Source organism: Streptomyces sp. NPDC051940 (assembly GCF_040680895.1).
In the GTDB taxonomy this organism is placed as follows: Bacteria; Actinomycetota; Actinomycetes; order Streptomycetales; family Streptomycetaceae; genus Streptomyces.
Genome location: NZ_JBFAXR010000071.1, coordinates 18,945 through 45,204, shown reverse-complemented (window position 1 = coordinate 45,204; position 26,260 = coordinate 18,945). Strand labels below are relative to the sequence as shown.

Annotated in this window: 28 protein-coding genes and 2 pseudogenes; 17 read left to right on the top strand and 13 right to left on the bottom strand. The window is 72.6% G+C overall.

What is annotated here, in order from left to right; all coding sequences use genetic code 11:
* A pseudogene (locus tag AB0M28_RS25175) lies at nucleotides 1-356 on the bottom strand (hypothetical protein); the annotation flags it as partial.
* A 23-nt stretch (nucleotides 357-379) separates the two neighbouring features.
* Entirely contained in the window at nucleotides 380-1,561 is a 1,182-nt protein-coding gene (locus AB0M28_RS25170) for an AAA family ATPase (RefSeq protein ID WP_365409130.1), read from the bottom strand.
* A gap of 77 nt (nucleotides 1,562-1,638) precedes the next feature.
* Here AB0M28_RS25170 and AB0M28_RS25165 point away from each other — a divergent pair, with 77 nt between their 5' ends.
* On the top strand, nucleotides 1,639-2,226 hold the full coding sequence (locus tag AB0M28_RS25165) for a histidine phosphatase family protein (RefSeq protein WP_365409128.1): 588 nt from the start codon (nucleotides 1,639-1,641) through the stop codon (nucleotides 2,224-2,226).
* 22 nt (nucleotides 2,227-2,248) lie between these two features.
* Here AB0M28_RS25165 and AB0M28_RS25160 read toward each other — a convergent pair whose 3' ends face one another.
* Together AB0M28_RS25160 and AB0M28_RS25155 are read right to left on the bottom strand one after the other, a co-directional pair.
* Complete coding sequence (locus tag AB0M28_RS25160; protein ID WP_365409125.1) at nucleotides 2,249-3,031, bottom strand: DUF899 family protein; 783 nt, start codon at nucleotides 3,029-3,031, stop codon at nucleotides 2,249-2,251.
* Between the two features lie 26 nt (nucleotides 3,032-3,057).
* On the bottom strand, nucleotides 3,058-3,441 hold the full coding sequence (locus AB0M28_RS25155) for a helix-turn-helix domain-containing protein (RefSeq protein ID WP_365409123.1): 384 nt from the start codon (nucleotides 3,439-3,441) through the stop codon (nucleotides 3,058-3,060).
* A gap of 109 nt (nucleotides 3,442-3,550) precedes the next feature.
* On the opposite strand from AB0M28_RS25155, the gene AB0M28_RS25150 reads away from it, so the two are divergent.
* The 5 genes from AB0M28_RS25150 (at nucleotide 3,551) to AB0M28_RS25130 (ending at nucleotide 6,868) form a co-directional block, all read left to right on the top strand.
* Nucleotides 3,551-3,916 (top strand): DoxX family protein, encoded by a 366-nt coding sequence (locus tag AB0M28_RS25150; RefSeq protein ID WP_365409120.1) that lies wholly within the window; start codon nucleotides 3,551-3,553, stop codon nucleotides 3,914-3,916.
* Between the two features lie 69 nt (nucleotides 3,917-3,985).
* The gene (locus AB0M28_RS25145) at nucleotides 3,986-4,576 is read left to right on the top strand and encodes an XRE family transcriptional regulator (RefSeq protein ID WP_365409117.1); all 591 of its coding nucleotides are present in this window, start codon (nucleotides 3,986-3,988) and stop codon (nucleotides 4,574-4,576) included.
* A gap of 111 nt (nucleotides 4,577-4,687) precedes the next feature.
* Nucleotides 4,688-5,536 (top strand): class I SAM-dependent methyltransferase, encoded by an 849-nt coding sequence (locus AB0M28_RS25140; RefSeq protein ID WP_365409114.1) that lies wholly within the window; start codon nucleotides 4,688-4,690, stop codon nucleotides 5,534-5,536.
* Between the two features lie 52 nt (nucleotides 5,537-5,588).
* Nucleotides 5,589-6,281: a TetR/AcrR family transcriptional regulator gene (locus AB0M28_RS25135; protein ID WP_365409111.1), complete on the top strand. Its 693-nt coding sequence runs from the start codon at nucleotides 5,589-5,591 to the stop codon at nucleotides 6,279-6,281.
* Nucleotides 6,278-6,868, top strand: coding sequence for a DUF2867 domain-containing protein (locus AB0M28_RS25130; RefSeq protein WP_365409108.1), 591 nt, complete (start codon nucleotides 6,278-6,280; stop codon nucleotides 6,866-6,868). The genes AB0M28_RS25135 and AB0M28_RS25130 overlap by 4 nt, the downstream gene beginning before the upstream one ends.
* Nucleotides 6,869-6,883: 15 nt before the next feature.
* On the opposite strand, the gene AB0M28_RS25125 is transcribed toward AB0M28_RS25130, so the two are convergent.
* Complete coding sequence (locus tag AB0M28_RS25125) at nucleotides 6,884-7,600, bottom strand: DUF4232 domain-containing protein (RefSeq protein WP_365409105.1); 717 nt, start codon at nucleotides 7,598-7,600, stop codon at nucleotides 6,884-6,886.
* Nucleotides 7,601-7,822: 222 nt separating this feature from the next.
* On the opposite strand from AB0M28_RS25125, the gene AB0M28_RS25120 reads away from it, so the two are divergent.
* Nucleotides 7,823-8,392, top strand: a complete 570-nt coding sequence (locus AB0M28_RS25120) for a DUF5655 domain-containing protein (protein ID WP_365409102.1) — start codon at nucleotides 7,823-7,825, stop codon at nucleotides 8,390-8,392.
* 12 nt (nucleotides 8,393-8,404) lie between these two features.
* Here the strand turns inward: AB0M28_RS25120 and AB0M28_RS25115 are convergent, their stop codons facing one another.
* From AB0M28_RS25115 to AB0M28_RS25090, 6 genes are all read right to left on the bottom strand, one after another.
* Nucleotides 8,405-8,905, bottom strand: a complete 501-nt coding sequence (locus AB0M28_RS25115; protein WP_365409099.1) for a pyridoxamine 5'-phosphate oxidase family protein — start codon at nucleotides 8,903-8,905, stop codon at nucleotides 8,405-8,407.
* Nucleotides 8,906-8,962: 57 nt separating this feature from the next.
* Entirely contained in the window at nucleotides 8,963-9,403 is a 441-nt protein-coding gene (locus tag AB0M28_RS25110) for a VOC family protein (RefSeq protein WP_365409097.1), read from the bottom strand.
* A gap of 143 nt (nucleotides 9,404-9,546) precedes the next feature.
* Complete coding sequence (locus AB0M28_RS25105; protein WP_365409094.1) at nucleotides 9,547-9,969, bottom strand: GNAT family N-acetyltransferase; 423 nt, start codon at nucleotides 9,967-9,969, stop codon at nucleotides 9,547-9,549.
* Nucleotides 9,970-10,014: 45 nt separating this feature from the next.
* Nucleotides 10,015-10,593, bottom strand: coding sequence for a dihydrofolate reductase family protein (locus AB0M28_RS25100; protein ID WP_365409091.1), 579 nt, complete (start codon nucleotides 10,591-10,593; stop codon nucleotides 10,015-10,017).
* 86 nt (nucleotides 10,594-10,679) lie between these two features.
* Complete coding sequence (locus AB0M28_RS25095) at nucleotides 10,680-11,945, bottom strand: MFS transporter (RefSeq protein WP_365409145.1); 1,266 nt, start codon at nucleotides 11,943-11,945, stop codon at nucleotides 10,680-10,682.
* A 1,182-nt stretch (nucleotides 11,946-13,127) separates the two neighbouring features.
* Nucleotides 13,128-13,490: a metalloregulator ArsR/SmtB family transcription factor gene (locus tag AB0M28_RS25090; protein ID WP_365409088.1), complete on the bottom strand. Its 363-nt coding sequence runs from the start codon at nucleotides 13,488-13,490 to the stop codon at nucleotides 13,128-13,130.
* Between the two features lie 342 nt (nucleotides 13,491-13,832).
* Here AB0M28_RS25090 and pqqA point away from each other — a divergent pair, with 342 nt between their 5' ends.
* The 10 genes and pseudogenes from pqqA to AB0M28_RS25040 all read left to right on the top strand — a co-directional run bounded on the left by pqqA (nucleotide 13,833) and on the right by AB0M28_RS25040 (nucleotide 24,303).
* Nucleotides 13,833-13,949, top strand: a complete 117-nt coding sequence (gene pqqA / locus AB0M28_RS25085; protein WP_365409085.1) for a pyrroloquinoline quinone precursor peptide PqqA — start codon at nucleotides 13,833-13,835, stop codon at nucleotides 13,947-13,949.
* 14 nt (nucleotides 13,950-13,963) lie between these two features.
* A complete protein-coding gene (locus AB0M28_RS25080; RefSeq protein WP_365409082.1) occupies nucleotides 13,964-14,860 on the top strand; it encodes an MBL fold metallo-hydrolase in 897 nt (298 codons plus the stop codon).
* Nucleotides 14,861-14,925: 65 nt separating this feature from the next.
* Nucleotides 14,926-15,642, top strand: coding sequence for a pyrroloquinoline-quinone synthase PqqC (pqqC, locus tag AB0M28_RS25075; RefSeq protein WP_365409142.1), 717 nt, complete (start codon nucleotides 14,926-14,928; stop codon nucleotides 15,640-15,642).
* On the top strand, nucleotides 15,639-15,947 hold the full coding sequence (gene pqqD / locus AB0M28_RS25070) for a pyrroloquinoline quinone biosynthesis peptide chaperone PqqD (protein ID WP_365409079.1): 309 nt from the start codon (nucleotides 15,639-15,641) through the stop codon (nucleotides 15,945-15,947). The genes pqqC and pqqD overlap by 4 nt, the downstream gene beginning before the upstream one ends.
* On the top strand, nucleotides 15,944-17,146 hold the full coding sequence (gene pqqE, locus AB0M28_RS25065; RefSeq protein WP_365409076.1) for a pyrroloquinoline quinone biosynthesis protein PqqE: 1,203 nt from the start codon (nucleotides 15,944-15,946) through the stop codon (nucleotides 17,144-17,146). The genes pqqD and pqqE overlap by 4 nt, the downstream gene beginning before the upstream one ends.
* Nucleotides 17,147-17,151: 5 nt before the next feature.
* Nucleotides 17,152-18,033 (top strand): annotated as a pseudogene (locus AB0M28_RS25060) (hypothetical protein); the annotation flags it as partial.
* Nucleotides 18,013-18,423 carry a carbohydrate-binding protein gene (locus AB0M28_RS25055; RefSeq protein ID WP_365409139.1) on the top strand — a complete coding sequence of 137 codons (411 nt, stop codon included), beginning with the start codon at nucleotides 18,013-18,015 and terminating at the stop codon, nucleotides 18,421-18,423. The pseudogene AB0M28_RS25060 and the gene AB0M28_RS25055, both read left to right, overlap by 21 nt.
* Before the next feature lie 11 nt (nucleotides 18,424-18,434).
* A complete protein-coding gene (locus AB0M28_RS25050) occupies nucleotides 18,435-20,348 on the top strand; it encodes a glycosyl hydrolase family 28 protein (protein WP_365409073.1) in 1,914 nt (637 codons plus the stop codon).
* A complete protein-coding gene (locus AB0M28_RS25045) occupies nucleotides 20,345-22,516 on the top strand; it encodes a discoidin domain-containing protein (protein ID WP_365409070.1) in 2,172 nt (723 codons plus the stop codon). Before AB0M28_RS25050 ends, AB0M28_RS25045 begins: the two co-directional genes overlap by 4 nt.
* The gene (locus AB0M28_RS25040; protein ID WP_365409067.1) at nucleotides 22,516-24,303 is read left to right on the top strand and encodes a carbohydrate-binding protein; all 1,788 of its coding nucleotides are present in this window, start codon (nucleotides 22,516-22,518) and stop codon (nucleotides 24,301-24,303) included. The genes AB0M28_RS25045 and AB0M28_RS25040 overlap by 1 nt, the downstream gene beginning before the upstream one ends.
* Nucleotides 24,304-24,390: 87 nt before the next feature.
* On the opposite strand, the gene AB0M28_RS25035 is transcribed toward AB0M28_RS25040, so the two are convergent.
* Together AB0M28_RS25035 and AB0M28_RS25030 are read right to left on the bottom strand one after the other, a co-directional pair.
* Entirely contained in the window at nucleotides 24,391-25,248 is an 858-nt protein-coding gene (locus tag AB0M28_RS25035) for a GNAT family N-acetyltransferase (protein WP_365409064.1), read from the bottom strand.
* A gap of 33 nt (nucleotides 25,249-25,281) precedes the next feature.
* Nucleotides 25,282-26,226 carry a helix-turn-helix domain-containing protein gene (locus tag AB0M28_RS25030; RefSeq protein ID WP_365409061.1) on the bottom strand — a complete coding sequence of 315 codons (945 nt, stop codon included), beginning with the start codon at nucleotides 26,224-26,226 and terminating at the stop codon, nucleotides 25,282-25,284.
* Nucleotides 26,227-26,260: the final 34 nt, after the last annotated feature.

The window sequence follows — 26,260 nt, the reverse complement described above, 5'->3', positions numbered from 1 at the left end:
CGGCAAGTCACTGGAGTTCTGACGTGTCCACTCCCGCCCCCCGCACGCCGCGCGGCGGCCCGGCGGGGGCGGGCGGGGCGCCCCCCCACCGCCAGCACGACCAGCCCGCCCGCGGTGGCCGCGGCCACGCCCGCGCCCAGCCACCGGGTCGGCGTGCCCGCCTCTGCGGCCACCAAGGGCGGGACCGCACCGGCGGCCAGCAGGTAGAGCGCCAGAAACGGCTGCTCGTTGATCAGGAACGTCAGGACGAAGCTCAGCGTGAAGGGAGTCGAACGCCGCGGCCGGGGCGGCCGCAGCGCGAGCAGGGTCATGAGCGCGAACATCCCACTGCTGCTGATCACTTGGGTGACCGGCACGGTGACTCCCCCCGTCGTCCTACCTACCGCTCACGCCGTCGATCGGCGTGAGCGGGGCCCGGGCGGGCGTAACGCCGTTCCGCCCACGCGGTATTGATCGCATCGGCAACGCCTTCGACGCTGCGTCCATCGGTGTCGATGCGCAGATCGCCGATCCCGGTTCCCTCCATCGCGGCGGCCGCCGCGGCCGCCCGGTCGGCCACGCGATGCAGCCGGGCGGCGGGCTGCCCGCGCAGCGGGTCGCCGGGCTGGGGCCAACTGCCTCCGTGCCGACGGGACATGATGCGCTCCGTCAGATGCTCCGGTCCGGCGTGCAGCCGGCACAGCGTGAGATCGGCGCCCGGCAACGCGTCGGCATACGCCTCGACCGTGGACGTGTCCTCTGCCGGGCCGGTCATGACCAGGCACGTGGCGCCCGCCGCGCGGTAGGTCCGCCACACGGCGGCCAGGTTGCGGGCCTTGACGCGGTGGTTGCCCGGATCGCCGGCCGGGGCGGGCCGGTAGAAGCCGAGCTGGTCGAGGTCGAGGTACGCGGCTGTGGTGCCGGTGCTCAGGATTCTTCGGTAGACCTCGAAGCCGACCGTCGACTTGCCGACGCCGGTGGCGCCGCACAGCCACAGCACCGGGGCGCCGGCTCCCGGCTGCCCGGGGACCGCCGACGGCACAGGGGCGTTGGCCGGTCGGACCGTGCCGGGCCAGCCGCCAGTGCGTTCTCCCACCAGCCGCGCCACCTCGGTCACCGGAAGGCCGGTGGTGTCCACGCAGGTATCGGTGACGTCGGCCGCGTCGAGGGCTGCCGCTTCGCGCAGCACGTCGTCGACCGACCCGGCCGGGCCGCCGCGGCCGGTGAACCGCCGGCGGAGCACGTCCGCGTCGGCACGCAGCCGGCAGACGGTCACGGCGGCCCGCGGGATCTCCTCGGTGTGCACCCCGAATCCGGGGTCGACCACGCCCGCGACGATGAGGCACGCGGCACCGGCCGCCCGGAAACCGTCCACCATCGCGGCGACGTTGCGTGCCTTCAGACGATGCCGGCCGGGGTCCGTCACCATCTCGGGGTAGCAGATCCCCAACTGGTCGACGTCGACGAAACCGCTCGCGACGCCCTCCCGCCCGAGCTGCGAGTACAACTCCCAGGCGACCGTGGTCTTGCCGACGCCGGGCGGCCCGCACAGCCACAGCACGGGGAACGCGGTGGCGGCCATGGCCGCCATCCTCGCGGTCGTGTTCCCGGCTGTCGAGAGGATTACGGATCGCGCAAGATCACATATCCTGCCCGGTCATGGGAGAGCTGATAGTGATCAGGCACGGTCAGACCGAGTGGAGCCTGTCGGGCCGGCATGCGGGCCGCACCGACGTACCGCTGACCGAGGCGGGCGAGGCCCAGGCCAGGTCCCTCGCCGGGAGACTGGCCCGGCGCCGTCCGGTCGCCGTGTTCAGCAGCCCGCTGAGCCGCGCCCTGCGGACGGCCGAGCTGGCGGACCTGACCGGCGTCAAACCCGACCCCGACCTGGTGGAGTGGGACTACGGCGGCTACGAGGGCCTCACCGCGGCGCAGATCAGGGAGACGAGCCCGGGCTGGGACCTGTGGCGGGACGGTGTCGGACCCGGCGGCGCCGACCGTCCCGGCGAGACGCTCCAGCAGGTGGCCGCGCGCACGGACGCCGTACTCGACCGGATCCGCCCGCTGTTGGCCGACGGCGACGTCGCCGTCGTCGCCCACGGTCATCTGGCACGCGTGCTCACCACGCGCTGGCTCGGCCTCAACGCGTCCGCGAGCCGCCTGCTGGGGCACCCGCACCCCGGCACGCTCAGCTTCCTGGCCACCGAGGACGGGCAGCCCGTCATCGCCGCCTGGAACGTCCCGTAGCGGCCGCCGCCCCGGCGTCGCCTCAGTGGTGGTGCCCGCGCCGGCCGAGCGTGTCCACCGGTGTCGCGCCCGGGCGGGTCCACTGGGGGACCGGTCGACTGGTCGGGCCCCAGGTGGGGTTGCCTTCGGCGTCCGAGCGCCAGGACCAGCACGGCGTACCGCCCTTGGGCCAACCCTCCGGGTTGTCCTCCCAGGCCTCGCCGCGGCCGCAAGGCGTCATGTCCAGCAGGCCCAGGGAGGCGTTGACCCGCTCGTTGCCGCGGCCCGTCGTGGAGTACGTGAGGAACACGCGGTCGCCGTCGCGCAGATAGCTGGTGAGGAAGCCCATGTCCCCGCCGGCCGGACCGTCCACGCCGCGGACCGAGTACCAGGGCTGGGTGTAGCCCATGAACGCGGTGTACGCGGACACCTCCTCCCACCTGCCGGTGGTCAGGACGGCGAACGAGACGCCGCGGGCGTTGAGGTAGACGGCGTCCTTCAGATGCCAGACCGTGGTGGTGCAGCCCTCGCACTGGCCCTGGTGCGGGGCGCCGTCGTACCACATGTGCTTGTACGCGACGAGCTCGTCGCGGCCCTGGAACAGGTCCAGGAACGGCACCGGGCCGTCGGCCCCGACGACCTCGACCGTCCCGTCGAACTCCACCATCGGCAGCCGGCGGCGGGCCGCCGCGAGGGCGTCGCCCTCGCGGGTGTACGCCTTCTCGTGGACCAGCAGCTCGTCCCGGGCGGCCTGCCAGGTGGCCAGGTCGACGACGGGCGGGCGGCCGGGCGGTGCGGCGGCCGGATCGTCTGGGGTGTGTGTCATGGCGTCCTCCGTGGCATGTCCTCGGTCTACGGCTGCCTGCGCCTGCTCTCGTAGGCGTCGCGGCTCGCCTGGATCTCCGCGTTGTGCTCGATCGCCCAGCCGGCCAGTGTGAGGGCGGGCGGGATGAGGCTCCTGCCCAGGGCCGTCAACTCGTACTCGACCCGGGGCGGCACCTCGGCGTGGACCGTGCGCGAGACGAGGCCGTCCCGTTCGAGGTTGCGCAGGGTCAGCGTCAGCATGCGCTGTGAGACACCCGGGATGTGCTGCTGCAGTTCGGTGAAGCGCAGCCGCCCCGCCTCGAGCGTGGCCACGATCAGGAGCGTCCACTTGTCGCAGATCCGGTCCAGCACGGCGCGTACGGACTGGCCGCCGTCTCCCCTGATCAGGCAGGTGTGTTCGTACTCCGACATGACAGCTCCCTGTGCCCTGCGCACACGCGTGTGCCTTTTGTAAGCCCCTTCACGGTGACTCATCATGGGGCCTCCTACATCCCGTAACCAACAGGAGGGGCAACTCCCCATGCAGGTCGCGTACTGGATCGTCGCCGGACTCCTGGCCCTGTTCTACGCCTACGCCGGCGGCAAGAAGGTCCTGCAGGGCCAGGAGGAGCTCCGGCCGATGATGGCGTGGGTCGACACCGTGCCGATGCCGCTGGTGAAGCTGATAGGCACGCTCGAGGTGCTCGGCGCGATCGGCCTGGTCCTCCCGCCCCTGACCGGGATCGCGGCGGGCCTGGCCGTCGCGGCCGCCGTCGGCCTGGTGGCCGTGCAGATCGGCGGCATGGCGCTGCACCTCTCGCGTGGTGAGGTGCGCGAGACCGGCCTGAACATCACCCTGCTCGTGCTGGCGGGCGTGGCGGCGTGGCTCGGGACGGTGTGGGTGTAGGGGCCTCTGGCCGGGGCGACGAGGGTCGGCAACGATCCCGCCTTGCAGATCGGGCATACGATGTTGCCCATGGAGCAAGACCGGGACGAGCTGGACGGCCTCGTACGCAAACGCATCCGGGCCCTGCGGGTCGCGCAGGGCTGGTCGCTCGAGGAGCTGGCCAACCGCGCGAACCTGAGCCAGTCGTCGCTGAGCCGGATCGAGAACGGGCAGCGGCGGCTGGCCCTGGACCAGCTCGTCACCCTGGCCCGCGCCCTGGACACCACCCTGGACCAGCTCGTGGAGACCGCGTCCGACGACGTCGTCACCAGCCCGGTGATCGACGGCGCCCACGGCCTGATGCGCTGGGCGATCAAGGGCGAACCCGGGATGAGCGTCGTACGCCAGCGGATGACCGAGCCGCCGCCGGACAACCCCGCCCGGATGCGCGCCCACCCCGGCCGCGAATGGCTCGTCGTGCTTTCCGGCACCGCGATCCTCATGCTCGGCCACCGGCGCCTGCGCATCGAGACCAACCAGGCCGCCGAGTTCCCCACCATGCTGCCCCACGCCATCGGCGCCGAGGGCGGACCCTGCGAGATCCTGGGCATCTTCGACCGCGACGCCCGCCGCGGCCACCAGCGGGACACCCTCCTCCGGACGGAGGGCGGCGGCACGTGATCGCCGGTCCTGAGCGCGTTCCTTGCGCCGCGGGCAGCAGAGGCCCCGATCTTCTTGCCGAAACCGGGAGGGAGGCTGCCGGAGAGGCATGCGGGACTTAGCGTGGGCGGTATGAACCACGCGCACCCGCACCCCCATCCTGTACACGCCGACGCCGACGCCGGCGGCCAGGCGGAGATCCTGGATCTGGACGCCGAGGTCCTGGCCGAGCAGCTCGCCGCCCTCACCGAGTGGCTGCCGCTCCGGTCGACGCCCCGCCGCATCGTGGACCTGGGCTGCGGGACGGGAGCGGGGGCCTTCGCCCTCCTCGACCGGTTCCCCGAAGCGCGCGTCACCGCCGTCGACTCCTCCGCCGCGCATCTGCAGCGCCTCCGGGAGAAGGTGTGCGCCCGCGGAGCGGAGGACCGCGTGCAGATCGTGCAGGCCGACCTCGACGCCGACCGCTGGCCCGACCTCGGCACCCCGGACCTGGTGTGGGCCTCGGCCTCGATGCACCACGTCGCCCATCCCGACCGAGCGCTGCGCGCGGTCCGCGAACTGCTTGCTCCCGGCGGGCTGTTCGCCGTGGTGGAGCTGTCCGGCTTCCCGCGGTTCCTGCCCCCGGACGCCCCCGAGGACCGGCCCGGTCTCGAGGACCGCTGCCATGCGGCGAGCGAGCGCTTCCACGCCTCTCACGTGTCGCACCGCGGCGCCGACTGGGGCCCGAAGCTGACCGCCGCCGGATTCACCGTCGAAGGCGAACGCACCCTCACCGTGCACATCGACGGCGCCCGCAACCCGGCGGTCGGCACGTACGCGATGACCAGCCTGCAGCGCCTGCGGCACAGCGTCGCGGACGCCCTCGCCCCGCAGGACCTGGCCGCGCTCGACCGGCTGCTCGACCCCGGCAGCCTCCTGACCCGCGCCGACCTGGCGGTCCGTACGGAACGCACCGTCTGGGCGGCCCGGCGCCCCGGCTGACGCGGACCCCGCCGTGCGGGGCGACAGGGCGGTCGATAACATACATACATACATGCATGTACGTAAGGCGGAGGGCAGCCGACCCCCGGCACCGGAGGGAAGCCGCACGACCCAGGCCGAACGGCGCGCGCGCACCCGCGACGCGCTCCTGGAGTCGGCCGCCCGCGGGCTCTCCCGGTACGGCTACGGCAACCTCGTCCTGGAGCAGGTGGCGAGGGACGCGGGCTACACCCGCGGCGCGCTGTACCACCAGTTCAAGGACAAGCAGGACCTGACGCTGGCCGCGATGCGGTGGGTGCTGGAGAGGTGGGAGGAGGAGGTCGGCCGGCACGTCCTGCGGCAGACCGACCCCGTCGCCGCCCTGCTCACCCTCGCCCGCGCGCACGCCCTGTTCTGCCGCCGTGACATCGCCCGTGTCGCGGTGGCGCTGCGCCTGGAGTTCACCGGCCGGGACCATCCCATCGGCCGCGAGGTGGAGGGGGCGTACGAGAACCTGGTCGCCCTCTGCACCGGCTACGTCGAGGCCGGCCGCGAGGCGGGCTCGATCCCGCAAGGCCCGCCGGCGCGGACGCTCGCGCTCGCGTTCGTCGGAGCGGTCGAGGGTACGACGATCTGGCTGTCGGGCCGTGTCCCGCAGGACGCGTCGCTGGTGGTCGCGGCCGCGGCGGGGGCGCTGGGGCTCCCGCCCGGGGCCGCGGACCTCGATGACACCGACCCCGAAGCCCAGAAGGAGACATCACCATGAAGCTGCCCGACACCGAACACACCTCCCGCCCCTGGCGAATCCACGAGATCGCGCCGGACTTCCGCCTCTACGACGTATGGGCCCTGCCCACGCCCGGCGGCCCCGACGACTTCGCCCGCCTGATACGCAACACGACCGCGGGCGACACCTCGAACTCCCCCTCCTGGATCGCCCGCACGCTCTTCGCGATCCGCTGGAAGCTCGGCAGGCTCTTCGGCTGGGACGACCCGAAGCAGGGAGTGGGCACCCGGGTCCGCACGCTGCGCGACCGTCTCCCGCAGGACCTGCGCGATGCCCCGCCCGGCCCGGAGTTCGAGCGCCTGCCGTTCACGTCGGTGTACCTGACGGACGACGAGTGGGCCTCCGAGATGGCCAACAGCACCGTGCACGGGGTGATGCACCTGAGCTGGGTCCCGGACACCGAACACGGCGGCTACCGGGGCCAGATGGCGGTGCTGGTGAAGCCGAACGGCTGGTTCGGCAGGGCGTACATGGCGCTGATCGCCCCGTTCCGGCACGTGCTGGTCTACCCGCCCCTGATGCGCAGCATCAGCAAGGAGTGGCGCGAGTCGGCCGGCCGCGGGTGACGGACGGGGCGGGCGTCAGTTGCCGCCGGCCGCCTTGAACATGTAGTCCTCGGCCTTCTCGCGGCTGGCGTTCCAGTACGAGACCCCGGGGTTGTCGTCGATGTTCAGGAACGGTGCCTCGTCCGGCAGGGTGACCTTGACCGGCGCGCTGTCCGGATCCTCGTTGGAGACCGGCCCCTGCAGGCTGACGGTCACCGTCTCCACGGCGTCGGTCGGCGCGCCGATCCGGAACAGCAGCATGCCCGCGTACGCCTTGGCGCCCGGCGCGATCGTGACGTCGTCCATCGCGGACTCCAGCGGGCCGACCTGGTCCTCGCGGCCGCTGTCGAAGCGGACGATCGGATAGCGGTAGAGGGTGCACTTCCTGTCGCCGGTGTTGGTGACCGTCAGGAGCATGTGCCGGGCTTCGTCGTGCGGGTAGAGCGTCGCGGAGACCGAGACGTCACCGGCCGCGCAGGCGGCGGTGCCGGTCGCGCTGTCGTCGGTGCCGCCCGACCCGCCGGAGCTGTCCGAGCCCGAGTCGTCGGTGACCTGCGAGCCGTCGGCGGCGCCGGATTCCCCGCTGCCGGGTTCGGTGGAGCCGCCGGTCGCGCTCGGCGTGGTGGACGGGGTGGGCGCCGAGGCGTTGTCCTTGCCGTCCGACTCGCAGGCCGTGGTGGAGAGGAGGGCGGCGAGGACCGCGGTCCCCAGGGCGTAGGTCTTCCAGTCGGTGCGGGCAGCGCGCATGGTCATCCCCCGTGTGTGGTCATCCGGTCCGATCGGCTCGGCCGGCCAGGTCGATGATGCCCGCCGAGATCGGCGATCTCCCGGATGTGCGTGATCGTTACATCACTTGGACAGGAGGTCAGCATTCCGCTTGGTGCCGTCGACGGAGTCGCCGGTCCGGGGCGCTTTCGTCGTACCGGCGCGAGGTCACGGACTCGGGACCGTCTGCTGTCCGGCTAGTCTGGCCCCGTGGCGGAGAAACCCCAGGTCAGGTCCTGGCAGGAGATGCGGGCGTGGCAGGTCGGGCTCCTCGAGCAGGGCTCCGGGGAGACGCTGGCGGTGTGGAACGAGCGCATCCGTGCGCTCGCGCCGGGCGCTGAGGCCGAGCTGCGCGCGTGGCTGGAGAGCCACGGCGTGCGCGGCTACGCCCAGATGCTGCTGGTGCACGAGACCTTCGGCTACCCCGCCTTCCTCCGGCAGAGCCCGGACGAGCTGATCGACGCGCAGTACGCCGACCGGCCGGAGCTGCGGCCGGTGCTCGACGCGGTGCTGCTGCGGGCGGCGGAGCTGCCCGAGGTGACCGTGCAGGCGCGCAAGACGTTCGTGGCCCTGGTGGGCCCGCGGCGCACCTTCGCCCGGGTGCGGCCGACGACGCGCACCCGGGTGGACGTGGGGTTGCGCCTGCCGGGCGAGACCCCCGGCGGGCGGCTGCTGACGGCGAAGGGTTCGGCGACGAGATGGACGTACGGCTGGCCCTCACCGGGGTCGACGACGTCGACGACACCGTCGCCGCCGTGCTGCGCCGGGCGTACGACGTGAACGCCTGACCGCTCAGTCGCGCCGGCGCTCCTCCCGCTGCCGGATCAGCTCCTCCACCGGGCTCGGCAGCGTCGTCTCGAAGTCGATCAGCTTCGCCCAGGTCGGGGTCACGACGATCCGGACCATGCCGTCGGCGTAGAGCGAACGCACCTCCGCCTCCCACACGACCCGTTGTTCCGGCGTCATCTCGTAGGTGCTGGTCGACTGGAGGTACTCGGCCGGGATGCCGTCGACGTAATCGAGCTCCGCCCGGCCGCGGATGAGCAGGATCTTGGGCGGGTGCACCTCGGTGTCGATGGTCAGGGCGACCATCGGGTTCGCGCGCAGGGCGTGGAGCTTGGGGGCGTTCTTGGGGGTGCACACCACCACCTCCGAGCCGTTCCAGGTGAAGATGATCGGGATGTTGCGGGGTGTGCCGTCCTTGGCGACGTACGCCAGGCGGGTCATGTCGCGGGCCAGCAGTTCCCGGCTGAGCGGTCGGTTCAGGACTTCGGCGATCTCGTTGGGCTGCATGGTTGTTCCTCCGGTCGGCGGTCGCGGTCGATCCAGCGGTTCCGGTCGGTCGGCCGGTCAGCCGATCTCCTCGGCGAGGGCGACGATGATGCCCGCGGGGCCGCGGAGGTAGCACAGCCGGTGGCTGTCCTCGTACCGCGCCACCTCGCCGAGGAGCTCCGCGCCGTGCGGGCGCAGGCGGGCGAGGGTGTCGTCGATGTCGTCCACGGCGAACATGACACGGTGCAGGCCCCGCGTGTTGGGCGGCGGGTTCTCGGGCCCGGGGTTGACGGCCGCGGGGCTGCGGTACCGCACCAGCTCGAGCTTGCCGTGGCCGTCCGGGGTCCGCAGCATCGCGATGTCGCTCCGGACGCCGTCGAGTCCGACGGTGCGGTCCGCCCAGCGGCCCTCGATCGCCGCCTTGACCTCGATCTCCATGCCGAGCTCGGTGAAGAACGCGAGTGCGGCCTCGAGATCGTCGACGACGATGCCGACGTTGTCCATCCGCTGAATCGCCATGAGGGTTCTCCTTCTGCGTCGCGTGGGCCCGTTGTGGGCCCCTGACGTACACAGGACGGAGCCGGGGCGGCGTTCTCGACACGCGTGGCGCACGGATTTCCAGCGACCCGCTTCTCAACGCCGCCGGTCGAGGAAGGCACTGGTCACGGGCGGATCCGGTACAGCACACACCGGCGCAGCGGGCCCGGTGGGACGGTCGGGTCGTCGAAGTCGTCTGCAGGGTCGCGGGTCATGCCGAGGCGGCGCATCACCGCCTGGGAGCGTGCGTTGGCGACCGTGGTCGACGCGACGATCTCGGGGAGGCCGAGCAGGCTCGCGTCCACCGCGTCCAGCCCGACCCGGCCGACGAACTCGCCGGTCCCCAGCACCTCCACCGCCCACCACCCGTACCCGCGCTCGTCGAACGCGCTCCGCATGTCCGCCACCGAGGCGTCGCTCTGCTCCCGCGTCAGCGGGGCGCCCAGGTGTTCCCGGACCTCGGGATCGGCGTTCATCGCCGCCCAGGGGCCGAGGTCGGACTCCCGCCAGCGGCGAAGGAGTAGGCGGTCGGTGCGCAGTTGGGCCATGCCGCGCAGTCAACCTCACCGGATGGGGGGCGACCGTATTTGGCCTCAGGCGTGCAGGGTCGGACGGTAGATGAGCTCCTGGATGTCGCCGTCGAGCGTTCGGTGTTCCAGCAGCTCCAGGTCGAAGTCGGCCGCGCCCCGGAAGACCGGGTCCAGCCCGGTCCGGCCGGTGATCACCGGGAAGAGCGTCACCTGGACGCGGTCGACCAGTCCGGCCGCCATCAGCGCCCGGTTCATCGACAGGCTGCCGTGCGAGCGCAGCGGCACGTCGGACTCCTGCTTGAGCCGGGCCACGACGTCGACGGCGTCGCCGCTCACGAGGGTCGCGTCCGGCCAGTCGAGGGGGCCTTCCAGCGTCGTCGACACCACCGTCGCGGGCAGGTTGACCATCCGGGTGACCCAGGGGTCGCGTACGTCGGAGTCCTCGGTGCTCGACGCGAGCATCCCCGTGAACGCCCGGTACGTGTTGGCCCCGAAGACCATCCGCTGCTCCTCGTCGTACGAGCTGAGGCGGCGGTCGAGCAGCTCGGGGCCCTGCTTGCCCCAGTAGCCGGTCCAGTCGCCGCCGGCGGCGCCGTAGCCGTCGAGGCTGGAGAAGACGTCGAAGGTGTAGGTCGCGGTCATGATGGGTTCCTCCGGTAGGGCTGATCGCTTGTGAGAGTACGGACCGGACGGCGCGGCGGAACTCATCGCCGCGGGCGCGTCGCGGGCTACGCCGCCGTCGTCGTCTCCTCGCGAGTCAGCCGCCCCGCCCGCGTGAGCGTCCGCGTCGAGCCGGTCCCGCGCGCCGGCCACAGCAGCCACGCCGCCGTCACCGCGACGAGCGCGATCACCGTCAGGGCCCCCGCCGCCCAGGTCATCCCCGTACGGGAGGCGAGCCAGCCCGCGAGGGGGTACGTCAGCAGCCAGGCCACGTGCGAGAGGGAGAACTGGGCGGCGAACGCGGCGGGCAGGTCCGCCGGCCGGACGGAGCCGCGGATCAGCCGGCCCGTCTGGGTGAGGACCGCCGACGTCGCGGCGCCCAGCACCGCCCACGCCCCCAGCAGCGCCGGCCACGCGAGCAGCCCCGCGGCCAGGCCCGCCGTGAGCGCGGCGAGGACCGCCGTCAGGACCGCCGCCGCGGGGAGCATCAGGCGGCGGTCGCCGGTGCGCTCCACGACGCGGGGGAGGAGCAGCGCCACCGCCATCGACCCGGCGCCGAAGGCGCCCAGGGCCAACGACACGTCGCCGGCGCCGTGGCCGAGCTGGTCGCGCACCAGGGTGACGGTGTTGACGATCACCATGGCGCCGGATGCGGCGACCACGACGTTCAGCGCGAGCAGCGCCCGCAGCTGGGGCGAGGCGCCGAAGAGCCGCACACCGTACGTGGCCTTCGCGAACGGGCCGCCGGTGCGCTCGACCGGCGCGGGCCGGGGCAGGACGACGGAGACGACGAGCGCGGCGGAGGCGAGGAAGCCGGCGACGGTGCCGAAGAACAGCCAGTTGTACGTGATCACCGCGAGCAGTCCGGCCGCGAGGACGGGGCTGAACAGGCTCTCCAGGTCGTAGGCGAGGCGGGACAGGGACAGCGCCCGGGTGTAGTCGCGCTCCGCCGGGAGGACCTCGGGGATCGTCGCCTGGAACGTGGGCGTGAAGGCCGCCGAGGCGGACTGGAGCAGGAAGATCAGGGCGTACACCTGCCAGATCTCCGTCACGAACGGCAGCGCCAGCGCCACCCCGCCGCGTGCGAGGTCGGCGGCGACCATCAGTCCGCGGCGCGGGACGCGGTCGCCGAGGGCGCCGATCACGGGGGAGATGCCGACGTACGCGACCATCTTGATCGCCAGGGCCGTGCCCAGCACCGCCGAGGCGTCGGCCCCGGCCAGGTCGTACGCCAGCAGGCTCAGCGCGACGGTGGCCAGGCCGGTTCCCACCAGGGCGATGGCCTGGGCGGTGAAGAGGTGGCGGTAGGTGCGGTTGCGCAGTACGGAGAACATGGCTCGTGCCCTCTCGGCCGGTCCGGTCGTCGATGTATATGTGCGCAACTGCGCACGCATATGACAGAACGGTACCCCGGGCCGGAGTATTCCGCCCCCCGGCCGGCGGATCCCGGAGGGCTCCGAGGGGCCTCGCACGGCGGGCCGCGGTTGTCGCGGGCGACCCCTCAGGGGGTACGGCGGCCACCGAGAGGCGGCTGGGGCGGCCACCCCGAGGCGGGTGGGGCGGCGAGCCCGCGGCGGGTGCGGCGGCGCGCGCTTCACGCGCGTGCGGGGTGCGGGGCTTGCCCGTGCGGCGCACCTCGCGGCGCCGGGAGCGCATCGGTGCCGCGTGGGGGCGCGACGGGCTCCCACGCGCGGAGGGCGCCGGACTCCGGGCGCGGCGCGCCCTCGGGCTCCCCAGTGTGAGCCCGCCCCGGCCTCGCGTGGGCGGCGAGCGACGGTCCGCGTGCGGCGTGGCCTCGGGCTCCCGCGTGTGGCGGGCGTCGGACTGCGGGGTGTGCCGTTGGGCTCCCGTGTGTAAGCCCGTCCTGGCACGCGGGGCGGCGCGCCCGGATCCGCGCGTCGCGCGATCTCTGGGTGCGGTGTGGCCTCGCGTGGACGGCGAGCGACGGTCTGCGTGCGGTGCGGCCCTGGGCTCCCGCGTGCGGCGGGCGTCGGACTGCGGGGGTGTGCCCGTCGGGCTCCCGCGGGGGGTGGGGCCTCCTGGCACGCGGGGGCGGCGCGCCCAGAGCCGCGTGTCGCGCGATCTTCGGGTGCGACGTGGCCTCGGGTTCCCCTGTGTACCCGCCCCGGCCTCGCGTGGGCGGCGCGCCCACGTCTGCGCGTAGCGCGGCTTTGTGCTCCTGCGCGTTCGTGGTCCGGTCCATCGAGGGAGACCCGATCAACGTCTAATACGTGTGGCGTCCCAGGCCTCGCGTGTGCGGCCTCGGCCCCTGCGTGCGGTGTGCGACCTGAGGTGTCCGCGCACTTGTGCGGCTGGCCTCCCGTGTGCGGTCTCGGGCTTCGCCTGCGGCGGGACCTCGGGCGTCCACGTGCGAGCGTGTTTCCGCCGCTGCATGCGGCGCGCCCCGCGTACCTTCGCGCCTGGCGCGCCACTCGCCACCCCCGTGCGGCGCACCCCAAGCCCCCCGTGCGGCGCACCCCAACCCCCGCCGGAGCGCGTCCGCCGCCGCCGCGGCGTCAGGCGTGCCAGGGCTCCCCGGTCACCCGGTGGTCGGCGTGGCTGAGGGCCTCGAGTACAAGGCGGCGCAGGTGGCCGTCGCGCAGGGCGTACACCACGCGGCGTCCTTCCTTGCGGGACTGCACCAGGCTCGCCAGCCGGAGTTTGGCCAGGTGCTGGCTCACCGCGGGCCGGGCCGCGCCGCTCGCCGCCACCAGTTCGGAGACGTCCGCCTCCCCTTCGGCCAGCAGCCACAGCAGATGCAGGCGCGTCGGGTCCGAGAGCAGTGCGAAGACCTGGCTGGCGCTCTCCAGCTGTTCCCGGTCCGGGATCCGCTCGTGCCGGTGGACGGCCGGGGGTGCGGGACGGTCGTGATCGGACATGGGGTCATCGTAGGGCTGGTCCGCCTGTACGGCCCTGGTCGGGGCGTACGCGGACCCGTACACCCCGGCCCTCCGGAGGCGCGCCGCCGTCCGCTCGCCCCAGGGCCGCCCGCCCCTGGGCGAGAAACCGCTTTCTCGCTACGATCGGCGTGTCGCGCCCCCGCGAGCGCCCGGTCGCGATAGATCGGATCTTTAGCCGGTACGCAACCGGCCGTTCCTAGTCTTGACCGTGCCTCGTCACGGCAGTAACTTCCCGTGCGAGGCATCGTCAGGAAACTTTCCTAACAGATCCGGTGAAGCGATTCCCCGCTCCACCGGACCCCTACCGGAGAGGCAGCCACCGTGATCGAAGAACCCACCGTCCAGGAAGCCCAGTCGGACGAGACCTGGGAGACCCCGGGCTACGTCGTCGTCGACACCGCCCTGGAAGTCACCGCCTACGCCCTGACCGACCTCTGACCGAGGCGCGACCCATGCTGCTGCGCGTCCTCGGGACCGCGGCGGGCGGGGGAGTGCCCCAGTGGAACTGCGCGTGCCCCGGCTGTCGCGGGGCACGCGTCCACCGGCACTGGCGCCGCCGCCACGCCGCCCTTGCGGTACGGTCCGCACCCGGCCGCTGGTTCCTCGTCAACGCCACCCCGGACCTCGGCGAACAGCTCGAGGAGCACCCCGAGTTGCACCCCGGCCCCGAACCCCGGCGCACCCCCGTGGCGGGCGTGCTGCTCACGGACGCCGAACTCGACCACACGCTCGGCATCGCCCGGCTGCGCGAGGGCGACGCGCTGCACCTGCACACCACCGGTGCCGTACGCCACGCCCTGCACTCCGGCTTACGGCTGGACGACGTCCTCGCCCCGTACACCGGACTCACCTGGCACCGGCTGCCGCACTACGGCAGCCCCGAGCCCCTCGAACCGGGCTCCGAGATCCTCGTCGACGCTCTTCCCGTCTCGGGCAAGCGCCCCCGCTATGCGGCCGGCCTCCCCGACGACGCGGACGGCACCTGGTCGGTGGCCCTGCGCCTCACCGACCGCGCCACGGGCCGCCGCGTGCTCTACGCACCGTGCATCGCCACCTGGCCCGACGCCCTCGGCGACGCCGCCGAACGCGCCGACGTGGTGTTCGCCGACGGCACCTTCTGGGACGACGAGGAGCCCGTGGCCGCCGGTCTCGGCGCCAAGTCCGCCACCGCGATGGGCCATCTGCCGATCCAGGCCACCGCCGAACGGCTGTCCCGGCTGCCCGGCCGCTGTCTGTACACCCACCTCAACAACACCAACCCCCTCGTCGACCCGGCCGACCCCCGGCACCGGCAGCTCGCAGAGCTGGGCCTGGACGTGGCCGAGGACGGAATGGTGATCGAGCTGTGACTCCCCAAGGCCACCGCCCCCAGACCGACGGCGCCTCCGCCTCCGCGGCGTCGAGCCCTCAGACCGTGAGCGCCTCCGCCGCGCCGGAGCCGAACCCGCAGAGCCTCGAAGAGCGCCTGCGGGCCGTCGCCCGCGACCGCTACCACGACCGCCACCCCTTCAACCTGCGGATGCACGCGGGCGAGCTCACCCCCGCCGAGATCCGCCGCTGGATCACCAACCGCTACCACTACCAGCGGCACATCCCCGTCAAGGACGCCCTGATCACCGCCAAGCTCGAAACGCCCGGCCTGCGCCGCATGTGGCTGCGCCGCATCTCCGACCACGACGGTCCGCGCGACGGCGAGGGCGGGCTGGAGCGCTGGCTGCGCCTGGGCGAGGCGGCGGGCGTCGACCGCGAGGTCCTGCTGTCCGGCGAGCGGGTGCTGCCGGGCGTGCGTCTGGCCGTCGAGGGTTACGTCAACTTCTGCCGGCTGGGCAGTCCGCTGCAGGCGGTGGCCGCCTCGCTGACGGAGCTGGCCGCGCCGGACATCATGCGCACCCGGATCGACGCGTTCGAGCAGCACTACCGGTGGATCGAGCCGGAGGGGCTGGCCTACTTCCGTACCCGGATCGACCAGGGGGGCCGCGACAGCAAGGAGGCCCTGGCCCTGGTGCTGGACTGGGCCCGCGAACCCGCCGACCAGGACCGCGCGGTGGCCGCCCTGCGCTACAAGTGCGACGTGCTGTGGTCGCTGCTCGACGCCGTGCAGCACGCGCCGCAGGAGGGCGACGGCCGATGACGACCCACGCCTCCTCACGCCCGGCGGAATCCGCGGCCACCACGCCCGCCGAACCCTGGACGCCCGCCCTCGCGCCCGGCGTCCTCCTGCGCCGCGACCCCGTGCGGGGCGCCGACCTCCTGGTCCTGCCCGAGAAGGTCGTCGTCCTCACCGGCCGCGCCGCCCGCGTCCTGCGCCTGTGCGACGGCCGCCGCACCGTCCCGGCCGTCGTCGCCGAGCTGGCGGCCGCCTTCCCGGGCGCGCCGGTGGCCGGGGACGTACCGCCCTTCCTGGCGGGCCTGCGCGAGAAGGGCTGGCTGCGATGAGCGCCCCGGCGGACGCGCCCCACCCCGCCCCGGCGGACGCGGCCCACCCCGCCCCAGCGGACGCCGCGCACCCCGCCCCGGCCGACGCGCCCCACCCAGCCGCGGCGTCGGCCGCCCCGCGGCCGTGGGCGCTGCTCGCCGAGCTGACGCACAGCTGCCCGCTGCACTGCCCGTACTGCTCCAACCCCCTCGAACTGGTCCGCCGAGCCGGCGAGCTGACCACCGGCGACTGGATCCGCGTGCTGCGCGAGGCAGCCGCCCTCGGAGTGGTGCACGTGCACCTCTCGGGCGGTGAACCGCTGCTGCGCGCCGACCTGACGGAGATCACCGCCGCCGCGAACGAGGCCGGCCTCTACACCCAGCTGGTCACCAGCGGCGTCGGGCTGACCCGGGAGCGGCTGGCCGCGCTCACCGACGCCGGTCTGAAGAGCGTGCAGGTCTCCGTCCAGCACGCCGACCCCGTCGCCAACGACCTGATCGCGGGCCGCCGTTCCTTCGCCGACAAGGAGCGCGCCTGCGCCCTGGTCCGCGCCGCCGGCCTGCCGCTGGGCGTCAACATCGTGCTGCACCGCAGCAACCTCGACGCCGTCGACGACGTCATCGACCTCGGCGCCGCATGGGGCGCCGACCGGATCGAGCTCGCCAACACCCAGTTCTACGGCTGGGCCCTGGCCAACCGCGACGCCCTGCTGCCCAGCCGTACCCAGCTCGCCGAGGCGGCCGCGGTGGTCGAGCGCCGCCGCGCCGAACTGGCCGGACGGTGCGAGCTGGTGTGGGTGGTGCCCGACTACTTCGACGGCGTAGCCAAGCCCTGTATGGGCGGCTGGGGTGCCGTCTCGCTGTCCGTGACGCCCGACGGCACGGCACTGCCCTGCCAGGCCGCCGCGTCGCTGCCCGGCCTGGACCCGCCCAGCGTCCGCGACCACCCGCTGGCCTGGATCTGGGACGAGTCGCCGGCGTTCAACCGCTACCGCGGCACCGACTGGATGTCCGAGCCCTGCCGCAGCTGCGTCAAGCGCACCCAGGACTTCGGGGGCTGCCGCTGCCAGGCGTTCGCGCTGACCGGAGACGCCGCCCGTACGGACCCGGCCTGCGCCCTGTCACCGGACCACCCGGTGCTGCGGGCGCTCACCGACGGGCCCGGCGACGGCACGTTCACGTACCGCAAGCCCGGCAACTCCCCACTCACAGAGAGGTGACCCGCATGGCCCACACCCCCCGTCCCGAGAGCGGACCCCGCGCCGGCGCCTCCCGGCGCGGCGTCCTCGGCGCGACGCTCGGCGGTCTCGCCGCGGCGGCCATCCCGTCGTCCGCGCGCGCCCAGGCCGCCGGTTACGCGGCGCCGCCCGGTTACGCTCCACCGTCCGGACCCGCGGATGTCACCCCTCTCGCCACGTCCTGGGCCCTGCGGTGGTCACCGTCGCCCGCCTCGGTCGGGCTCGGCGCGTTCGAGACGATCGAGGACGACCGGGCGGACTCCCACCCCGCCGGACAGCCGCACATCTACCCCGAAGGCGACACCTTCCGTTTCAACATGCACATGGTTGACCGGGACACGTCAACCGATCGTCAGCGGCAGGAAGTCACCGGCATGCGGACGAGCAGCACCTCGTACCTGCTCTGGAAGCCGGGCGAGACCTGGCGCATGACGTACCAGATGTACATACCGAGCTCGCTCAAGGCGACCACCACCTTCACCCACATCATGCAGACCAAGCAGCCCGGCACCGGAACCTCGCCGATCACCGTGATGTCGCTGCGCCGGGTGAACGGGGCGCAGACCATCGAGTTCAAGATCTTCGAGCCGGACATCCTGGTCGGCCGCACCGATCTGGTGCCCCTGCACGACTCGTGGGTCGACGTCGACTTCCAGCTGAAGATCGGCGACGGCACCTCGGGCAGTGTGCGCTGGATCCTGGCCAAGGACGGCACCACCCTGGTCGACGCGACCAAATCGGGCGTCGACACCTTCCTCGACGACCGGGTGCGCCCCAAGTGGGGCATCTACCGCTCGCTGGGCGACACCTCGGGCTCGCTGCAGGACTGCTATCTGCTCCTGCGCAACATGCGTGGCTACCAGCTGGTCTCGACGCCCGCCGTCGACTACCAGGCCGAGGACGCCGTGATCTCGCAGGGCGTCGTGGAGTCCAATCACACCGGCTACACCGGCACCGGCTTCGTCAACTACGACAACCTGGTGGGCTCGTACGTCGAGTGGACCGTTCCCGCGGCCGCCGCGGGCAACGCCACGCTGGACCTGCGCTACGCCAACGGCACCACCGTCAACCGCCCGATGGACATCGCCGTCAACGGCACCGTGGTCGCCGCGAACCGCTCCTTCAACCCCACCGGCGCCTGGACCACCTGGGCCACCAGCAGCATGACCGTGCCGCTGGCCGCCGGCGCCAACACGATCCGGGCCACGGCCACCACCGCCAACGGCGGACCCAACGTCGACAAGATCTCGATCAGCTGAGGGGGCACAGCATGCGCAGGTTCTTACTCGTCGTGGTTCTCGGCGTCGTGCTCGGACTCTGGCAGCCCGTCGCCGTCGCGCAGCCGGTACGGGACACCGCTGCCACCGCCTCTCCGGTACCGCTCGCGGAGTTCGACATCCGCGACTACGGCGCCGTCGGCGACGGCGCGACCGACGACTCGGACGACATCCAGCAGGCCGTGGACGCGGCCGCCACCGCCGGAGGCGGCACCGTCGTCTGCCCCGCCGGCGACTTCAAGTCCAAGCGGACCGTCCACCTCAGGAGCAACGTCCTCATCCGCCTGGACGCCGGCTGCACCATCCTCGGCTCCAGCGCCGACGCCTACGACCCACCCGAGGCCAACCCCTGGGACGCCTACCAGGACTACGGCCACAGCCACTTCCACAACGCGATGTTCTACGGCGACGGCCTGAGCAACATCGGCTTCACCGGCTCCGGCAGGATCGACGGCGCGGGCAACCTGATCACCGGCAACCCGGCCTCCGGCGAAGCCGACAAGATCCTCTCGCTGACCCGCTGCAGCAACCTCACCCTGAGCGGGATCACCCTGCGCGAGGGCGGCCACTTCGCCGCACTGATCAACGGCTGCGACACCGTCGTCTCCGACCGGCTGACGCTCGACACCGCGATGGACCGCGACGGCTGGAACATCATCAGCACCACCAACGTCACCATCACCAACGCCCACTTCGAGGCCAACGACGACGCCCTGGCCTTCAAGAGCGACTACGCCCTGGGCGCCAAACTCCCCAACGGCCATGTCACGGTGACCGACTCCTACCTCTCCGCCGGCTGCTGCAACGCGCTGATGTTCGGTTCCGAGACCTGCGGCGACTTCACCGACTACGACTTCCAGCGGATCACCGTCGTCGGCTCCGACAAGTCCGGCCTCGGCATGGTCTCCATGGACGGCGCGAACATCTCCGACGTCCACTACCGCGACATCACCATGACCGACGTCCACTCACCGATCATGATCAAGATCGGGAACAGGAAACGCTGCGGCAACAGCCCCGGTGTCGGAAGTGTCCGCAACATCACCTACACCAACATCAAGGCCACCGGCTCCAGCCCGTCCTTCAGCCCCACCCTGTGGGGCGAGGCCGGCAGCAGTCGCATCAGCGACATCGTCCTCGACAACGTCGACATCACCGTCCCCGGCGGCAGCGCGGCCCTCTCCACCGCCGTGCCGACCAACGCCTCCACCACCTACAACCCGAACAGCATCGGCACCCGCCCCGCCTACGGCTGGTACATCCGGCGCGCCGACAACGTCCGCTTCACCGACAGCGAGGTGCGCTTCGCCGCGAACGACGACCGGCCCGCCGTCATCGCCAACGAGTCCACCGGCATCCGCTTCGACCGCTTCACCGCCCAGCGGGGCAGCGGCAGCTCCACGGACATGCTCTTCCAGACGGTGACCGGCTACTGCGTGGCGAGCAGCACCAACACCACGGGCGGCGCCCTGCGGACCAGTACCAGCGGCGGCTCGACGCAGAACTGCGGGCCGTCACCGGTGCGCTACGAGGCGGAGAACGCCGCGTACTCCGCCGGCAGCACCGTCGACTCCAACCACGCCGGCTACTCCGGCACCGGCTTCGTCAACACGCTCAACGAACCCGGCTCCTACGTCGAGTGGCAGGTCAACGCCACCACCGCCGGCACCGCGAACCTCGTCGTCGCCTACGCCAACGGCACCACCGCCGACCGCCCCATGGACATCACCGTGGGCGGCACCGCCGTCGCCACCGGCGTCTCCTTCCCGCCCACCGGCGCCTGGACCACCTGGCGCACGGTCACCGTCCCGGTGCCGCTGGCCGCGGGCGCCAACACGGTCCGTACCACGGCCACCGGCGCGGGCGGCTGCCCGAACCTCGACTATCTGGAGGGACCGGCGCTATGAGACCCCGCCTGCGCACCTGTGCGGTCACCCTGACGGCGCTCCTCCTCGCCGCGCTGCTCCTGCCCGCCCCGGCCGCGCAGGCGGACCTCCAGCACCCGCGGCAGGACTTCCTGCGCGGGTCGCTGGGCGGTCTGTTCCTGCACTGGGGCGAGCGCACCTCCCCGCAGCACACCAGTTGCAGCGGCTGGGAGGCCGACGTCACGAACGGCGGCTGGGACGCCGACTACTGGGTCGACGAGGCCGAGAAGCTGCACGCCGGGTACCTCGTCCTCGCGACCTTCCACAGCCGGCTCGGCTACGCCCGGCCCTGGCCCTCGGCGATCCCCGGCAGCTGCCGCACCAACCGCGACTTCCTCGGCGAGCTGATCGCGGCCACCAACGCCCGGGGCATGAAGACCATCCTCTACATGACCGACGACCCCCAGTGGCACGCCGAGGGCGGCCACGAGTGGCTCGACTCCGCCGCCTACTCGGCGTACAAGGGCCACTCGGTCGACCTGACCACCCGCGACGGCTTCGGGGAGTACTCGTACGACCTCTTCTTCGAGGTCATGAACCGCTACCCCGGCCTCGGCGGCTTCTGGATCGACAACGACAACGCCTACTGGGAGCAGAACGGCCTCTACGCCAAGATCTACCAGCAGCGGCCCGACTACACGATCAGCAACAACAACGAAGACACGTCGATCATGGACATGATCAGCAACGAGCAGAAGACGGGCATGACCCCGTCGTACGACTACCCCCAGGCGGTCTACACGGCGGCACCCCGGCTGACCGAGGCGGACTTCAAACTGCCCAGCTCCGGCGCCTGGTGGTACGACGGATCGAACCCGAGCGTCGACCGGCTGCTCACCCTCGGCCGGTTCGTCACCAACGCCGGCTCCTCGGTCAAGGCGCTGATGGCCGAGACCCCCATGGTCAACGGACGCATGCCCGCCAACCAGGAGTCCTTCAACACCTTCGCCGACGGCTACCTCGACCAGATCGCCGAGTCCCTGCACGGCACCGAGGGCGGCGGCTATATGTACGGCGGGCTCAAGCCCGGCTTCTGGAACGACGGCGCCCACGGCGTCACCACGGTCAGCAGGGCCAACCCCGACCAGCACTACATCCACGTCATCACCCCGCCCACCACCTCGACCCTGCGGGTACGGGACAACGGCTACCGGATCTCCCGGGTGACGAACCTGCGGACCGGCGCCGAGATCCCCTTCACCCAGACCGGCGGCGTGCTCACGCTGAACGGGCTCGGCACATGGGACCCCTACGACACGGTCTTCAAGGTCACCTCCGCCGGGCGCGAGGGCATCCTGCCGCCCTCGTCGTACACCATGAGCGCCGGCGCCTCGGCCACCGGGCACGGCGCGTCGGCCGCGGCGGACGGCAGCTATCTGACGTACTGGGACAGCAACAAGACCCTGCCCGTCTCCCTCACCTGGGACCTGGGCGCGGCCCGGCAGATCCAGTACCTCGGGCTCAACCAGCGCGAGGACTCGGTGGCGTACGCCCGCTCCGGCACCGAGCAGTCGGCGCGGATCAACGGCTACAAGGTCTACGTCAGCAACGACGGCACCACCTGGGGCAGCCCGGTCAAGACCGGCAACCTGGCCAGCCGGCGCGGCATCCAGGGCATCGACCTGACGGCCGTCACGGCCCGCTACGTACGGCTGCAGGTGGACAGCACCCACGCCGCCTCCACCGACACCACCCGCTACAAGCGGCTGCGGGTCGACGAGGCATGGATCGGCACGGCGTACGCCACCCCGGCGACGGGGCCCGCCCCGACCCGCTACGAGGCGGAGGACGCCGCGTTCATCACCGGAACCACCGTCGACACCAACCACACGGGCTACTCCGGCACCGGCTTCGTCAACACGCCCAACGCCACCGGCGCCTGGGCGCAGTGGTCGGTCAGCAGCGCGAGCGCCCGCACCGCCACGCTCACCCTCCGGTACGCCAACGGCACCACCGCCGACCGCCCCATGGACGTGGTGGTGAACGGGACGACCGTCGCCGCGGGCCGCTCGTTCCCGCCGACGGCCAGCTGGGACGCCTGGGCGGACAGCACCCTGACCGTGCCGCTGACGGCCGGGACCAACACCATCCGCGTCATCGCCGGCTCCGGCGGCGGCGCACCCAACCTCGACTACCTGGATGTGGGCTGATGAGCTTCCGTGTGAACGTCCGAAGACCACTCAGGGCCCTGACGGCGGCCGCCGTCGCGGCGGCCACGGCCGGGCTGCTCGCCGTCACCGCACCGGGCGCGCAGGCCGCCCCGACCCGCTACGAGGCGGAGAACGCGACTATCTCGCAGGGCCTGGTGGAGGCCAACCACACCGGCTACTCCGGCACCGGCTTCGTCAACGGCGACAACGTCACCGGCTCCTACGTCCAGTTCACCGTGAGCTCCACCACCGCCGGCACGGCGACGCTCGCCCTGCGCTACGCCAACGGCACCACCACCGACCGGCCGATGGACATCGCGGTCAACGGCACCGTCGTGGCGGCGGGCGTCTCCTTCCCCAGCACCGGCACCTGGGACACCTGGGCCACCAAGACGCTCACCGCCCAGGTGACCGCCGGCTCCAACACCGTGCGGGCCACCGCCACCACCGTGAACGGCGGCCCGAACCTCGACTACCTGGACGTCACCGCGCCCACCGCGTCCAGTGACTACCAGGCCGAGGACGCGACCGTCTCGCAGGGCCTGGTGGAGTCCAACCACACCGGCTTCACCGGCACCGGCTTCGTCAACTACGACAACGTCACCGGCTCGTACGTCGAGTTCACGGTGAACGCCGCCGCGGCCGGCGACTACGGCCTGCAGCTCCGGTACGCCAACGGCACCACCACCGACCGGCCCATGAACGTCACGGTCAACGGCGTGAGCGTGGCCTCCGGCGCCTCCTTCCCCGGCACCGGGACCTGGGACACCTGGGCCACCAAGACGGTGAACGCCACGCTCAACGCGGGTGCCAACACCGTGCGGGCCACCGCCACGACCGCGAACGGCGGCCCCAACCTCGACCGGCTCACCCTCGGCAGCCCGGACACCGGCCCGGGCACGCCCGGGATGGCCGTCGCGCCGTACGAGTACTTAGGCTGGGGCAGCCCGCCCGACCCGGTGTCGGTGATGAACGCGACCGGGGTGAAGTGGTTCACCCTCGCCTTCATCCTCTCCGACGGCACCTGCAATCCGGCGTGGGACGGCTCCCGCCCGCTGACCGGCGGCAACGACCAGGCCAAGATCAACGCGATCCGGCAGGCCGGCGGCGACGTCATCATCTCCTTCGGCGGCTGGAGCGGCACCAAGCTGGGTGAGAAGTGCACCAGCGCCTCCGCCCTGGCCGGCGCCTACCAGAAGGTGATCAACGCCTACGGCCTGAAGGTCGTCGACATCGACATCGAGAACACCGAGTGGGAGAACGCGACCGTCCGCCAGCGGGTGATCGACGCCCTGAAGACCGTCAAGCAGAACAACCCCGGCATCAAGACGGTCATCACCTTCGGCACCACGACCTCCGGCCCCGACTCCACCGGCGTCGACATGATCAACCGCGGTGCGGCCTCGGGGCTCGCGAACGACATCTGGTGCATCATGCCGTTCGACTTCGGCGGGGGCTCCACGAACATGGGCACCCTCACCACCCAGGCGATGGAGGGCCTGAAGGCCCGGGTGAAGGCGGCGTACGGCTACAGCGACACGGCCACGTACGCCCGGATCGGTCTGTCGTCGATGAACGGCAAGACCGACGTGGCGGGGGAGCTGGTCCGGATCCAGGACTTCCAGACCATGCTCGCTTACGCCCAGCAGCACCACATCGCCCGGCTCACCTACTGGTCCGTCAACCGCGACCGGGCCTGCGCCGGCGGCTCGGACGCCGACTCCTGCAGCGGCGTCAGCCAGGCGCCGTACGACTACCTGAAGGTGCTCGTGCAGTACACCGGCTGACCTGCCGGCCGGCGGTGGCGGGGCGGCCCGCACCGCACCGGCGACCGCCCGGTGCGGGGCGGCCCAGCGCCCCGCACCGGTCCGGCCCTACCCGAAGTCGTACACCGCGACGTCGGTGAGGTGGACGTAACCGAGGCGCTGGTACAGGGCGTTGCTGGTGGGGTTGGCCGCGTTCGTGTAGAGCACGACCTCGCGCGCGCCCGCGGCCAGCGCGGCCCGGCTCACCTCGACCGTCACGGCGGCCGCGTAGCCCCGCCCCCGCAGGTGGGCCGGGGTGTACACCGGGTCCACCCGGACCTGGCCGCCGACCAGGGGGTTCACGCCCGCCATGGAGACGGGCGCACCGTCCGGGGTCTCCCAGTACGTGTAGCTCTTCTCGGCGAAGCGGGTGCCGGCCCAGGTGGAGGCGTCGATGGTGACGTCCTCCCCGACGTCGGCGGCGAACTCGCGGCACCAGCCCATGAGGTGCTCGTGGTCCTGCTCTCCCACCACACGCCCGCGGCCGGCCGGGAACGGCTCCGGCGGGGTGAGCGTGCCCAGCCGGTACAGGTGCAGCCGGACGCGGAGCGCCGGCGTCGCTCCAGTACGCCGCCGCCAGGCGGCGGCGAAGGCCGTGGCGGTGTCCTCGTCGGCGGTGACGTACGGGAGGGAGTGGCCGAGGTCGAGCAGCCGGCCGGCCAGGTGGTCGGCCTCCTCGGGCGTGAGGGCGGTGACGCTCAGCCCGCGCCCCGGCAGCCGGTAGAAGGTGGCGCGTACGTCGCCGTCCCGTTCCAGCCGGCCGAAGAGGGTGGTGCCGGGGCCGTAGGCGGCCTCGCCGAGGGTGCGGAGCTTGTCGGTCACCGACAGCGGCGTGGTGTGATGCGCGGGGCGCGAGCGCAGGAACTCGCCGGCGTGGGCGAGGAAGTCGTCGATGTCGTCGGTGAGGTGCCAGTCGTCCGGATGCATTGCCTCATGATCCCCGACCCCCTCCGGCGGGGTTCACCCGGCACCGTGGAAGGCGCGGCGGTACTCGCGCGGCGCCAGTCCCGTGAACCGCACGAACGCCGGGCGCAGCGCCACCGCGGAGCTGAACCCGCAGCGCTCCGCCACCTCGCCGACCGGCAGTTCGGTGGTCTCCAGCAGCCGCTGCGCCGCCAGCAGCCGCTGCTCCAGCAGCCACCGCAGCGGCGGCACGCCGGCGCCCTGCGTGAAGTGCCGGGCGAAGGACCGCTCCGACATCAGCGCCAGCTCCGCCATGGCCCGTACCGTCCACGGTCGCTCGAGCCCGCGCAGGACCTCGGCGCGCACCCGGGCCAGGGGATCCTCCCCGGCGGGCACGGGGGAGGGGATGAACTGCGCCTGCCCGCCGGTGCGGAAGGGGGCGGTGACCATGGCGCGGGCGATGGCCGCGGCGGCCTCCTGCCCGTGCGCGCCGCGCACCAGGTCCAGGCACAGATCGATGCCCGCCGCCACCCCGGCCGAGGTCCAGATCTCCCCGTCCCCGCAGAACAGCACCTCGGGCCGGACGTCCACCAGCGGGTAGCCGCGGGCCAGTTCGGGCGCCAGGTTCCAGTGCGTGGTGGCGGTGCGCCCGTCCAGCAGGCCCGCCTCGGCCAGGACGAACGCGCCCGCGCAGAGTGACGCCACCGGCACCCCGGCCCCGTGCGCCTCGCGCAGCGCCCCGAGCACCGCCCCGTCCCGGGCGGCCGTCGGCTCCTCGACGCCCGGAACCAGCACCAGGTCGCACTCCCGCAGCGCCGCGAGCCCCGCGTCCGGGACACGCGTCAGGCCCGCCCCGAGCCGTACGGGCTCCTCACCCGGTCCGCACACCCGCAGCCCGAAGCCGAGACCGCGCGCCGCCCGGCCGGCGAAGACCTCGCTGACGACCGCGTAGTCGAAGGCCCGCACCCCGTCGAAGACCAGGCAGCCCACCGTGTATCCCATGGCGGAAATCTATCGATCGCAGGCAGCCGGACCC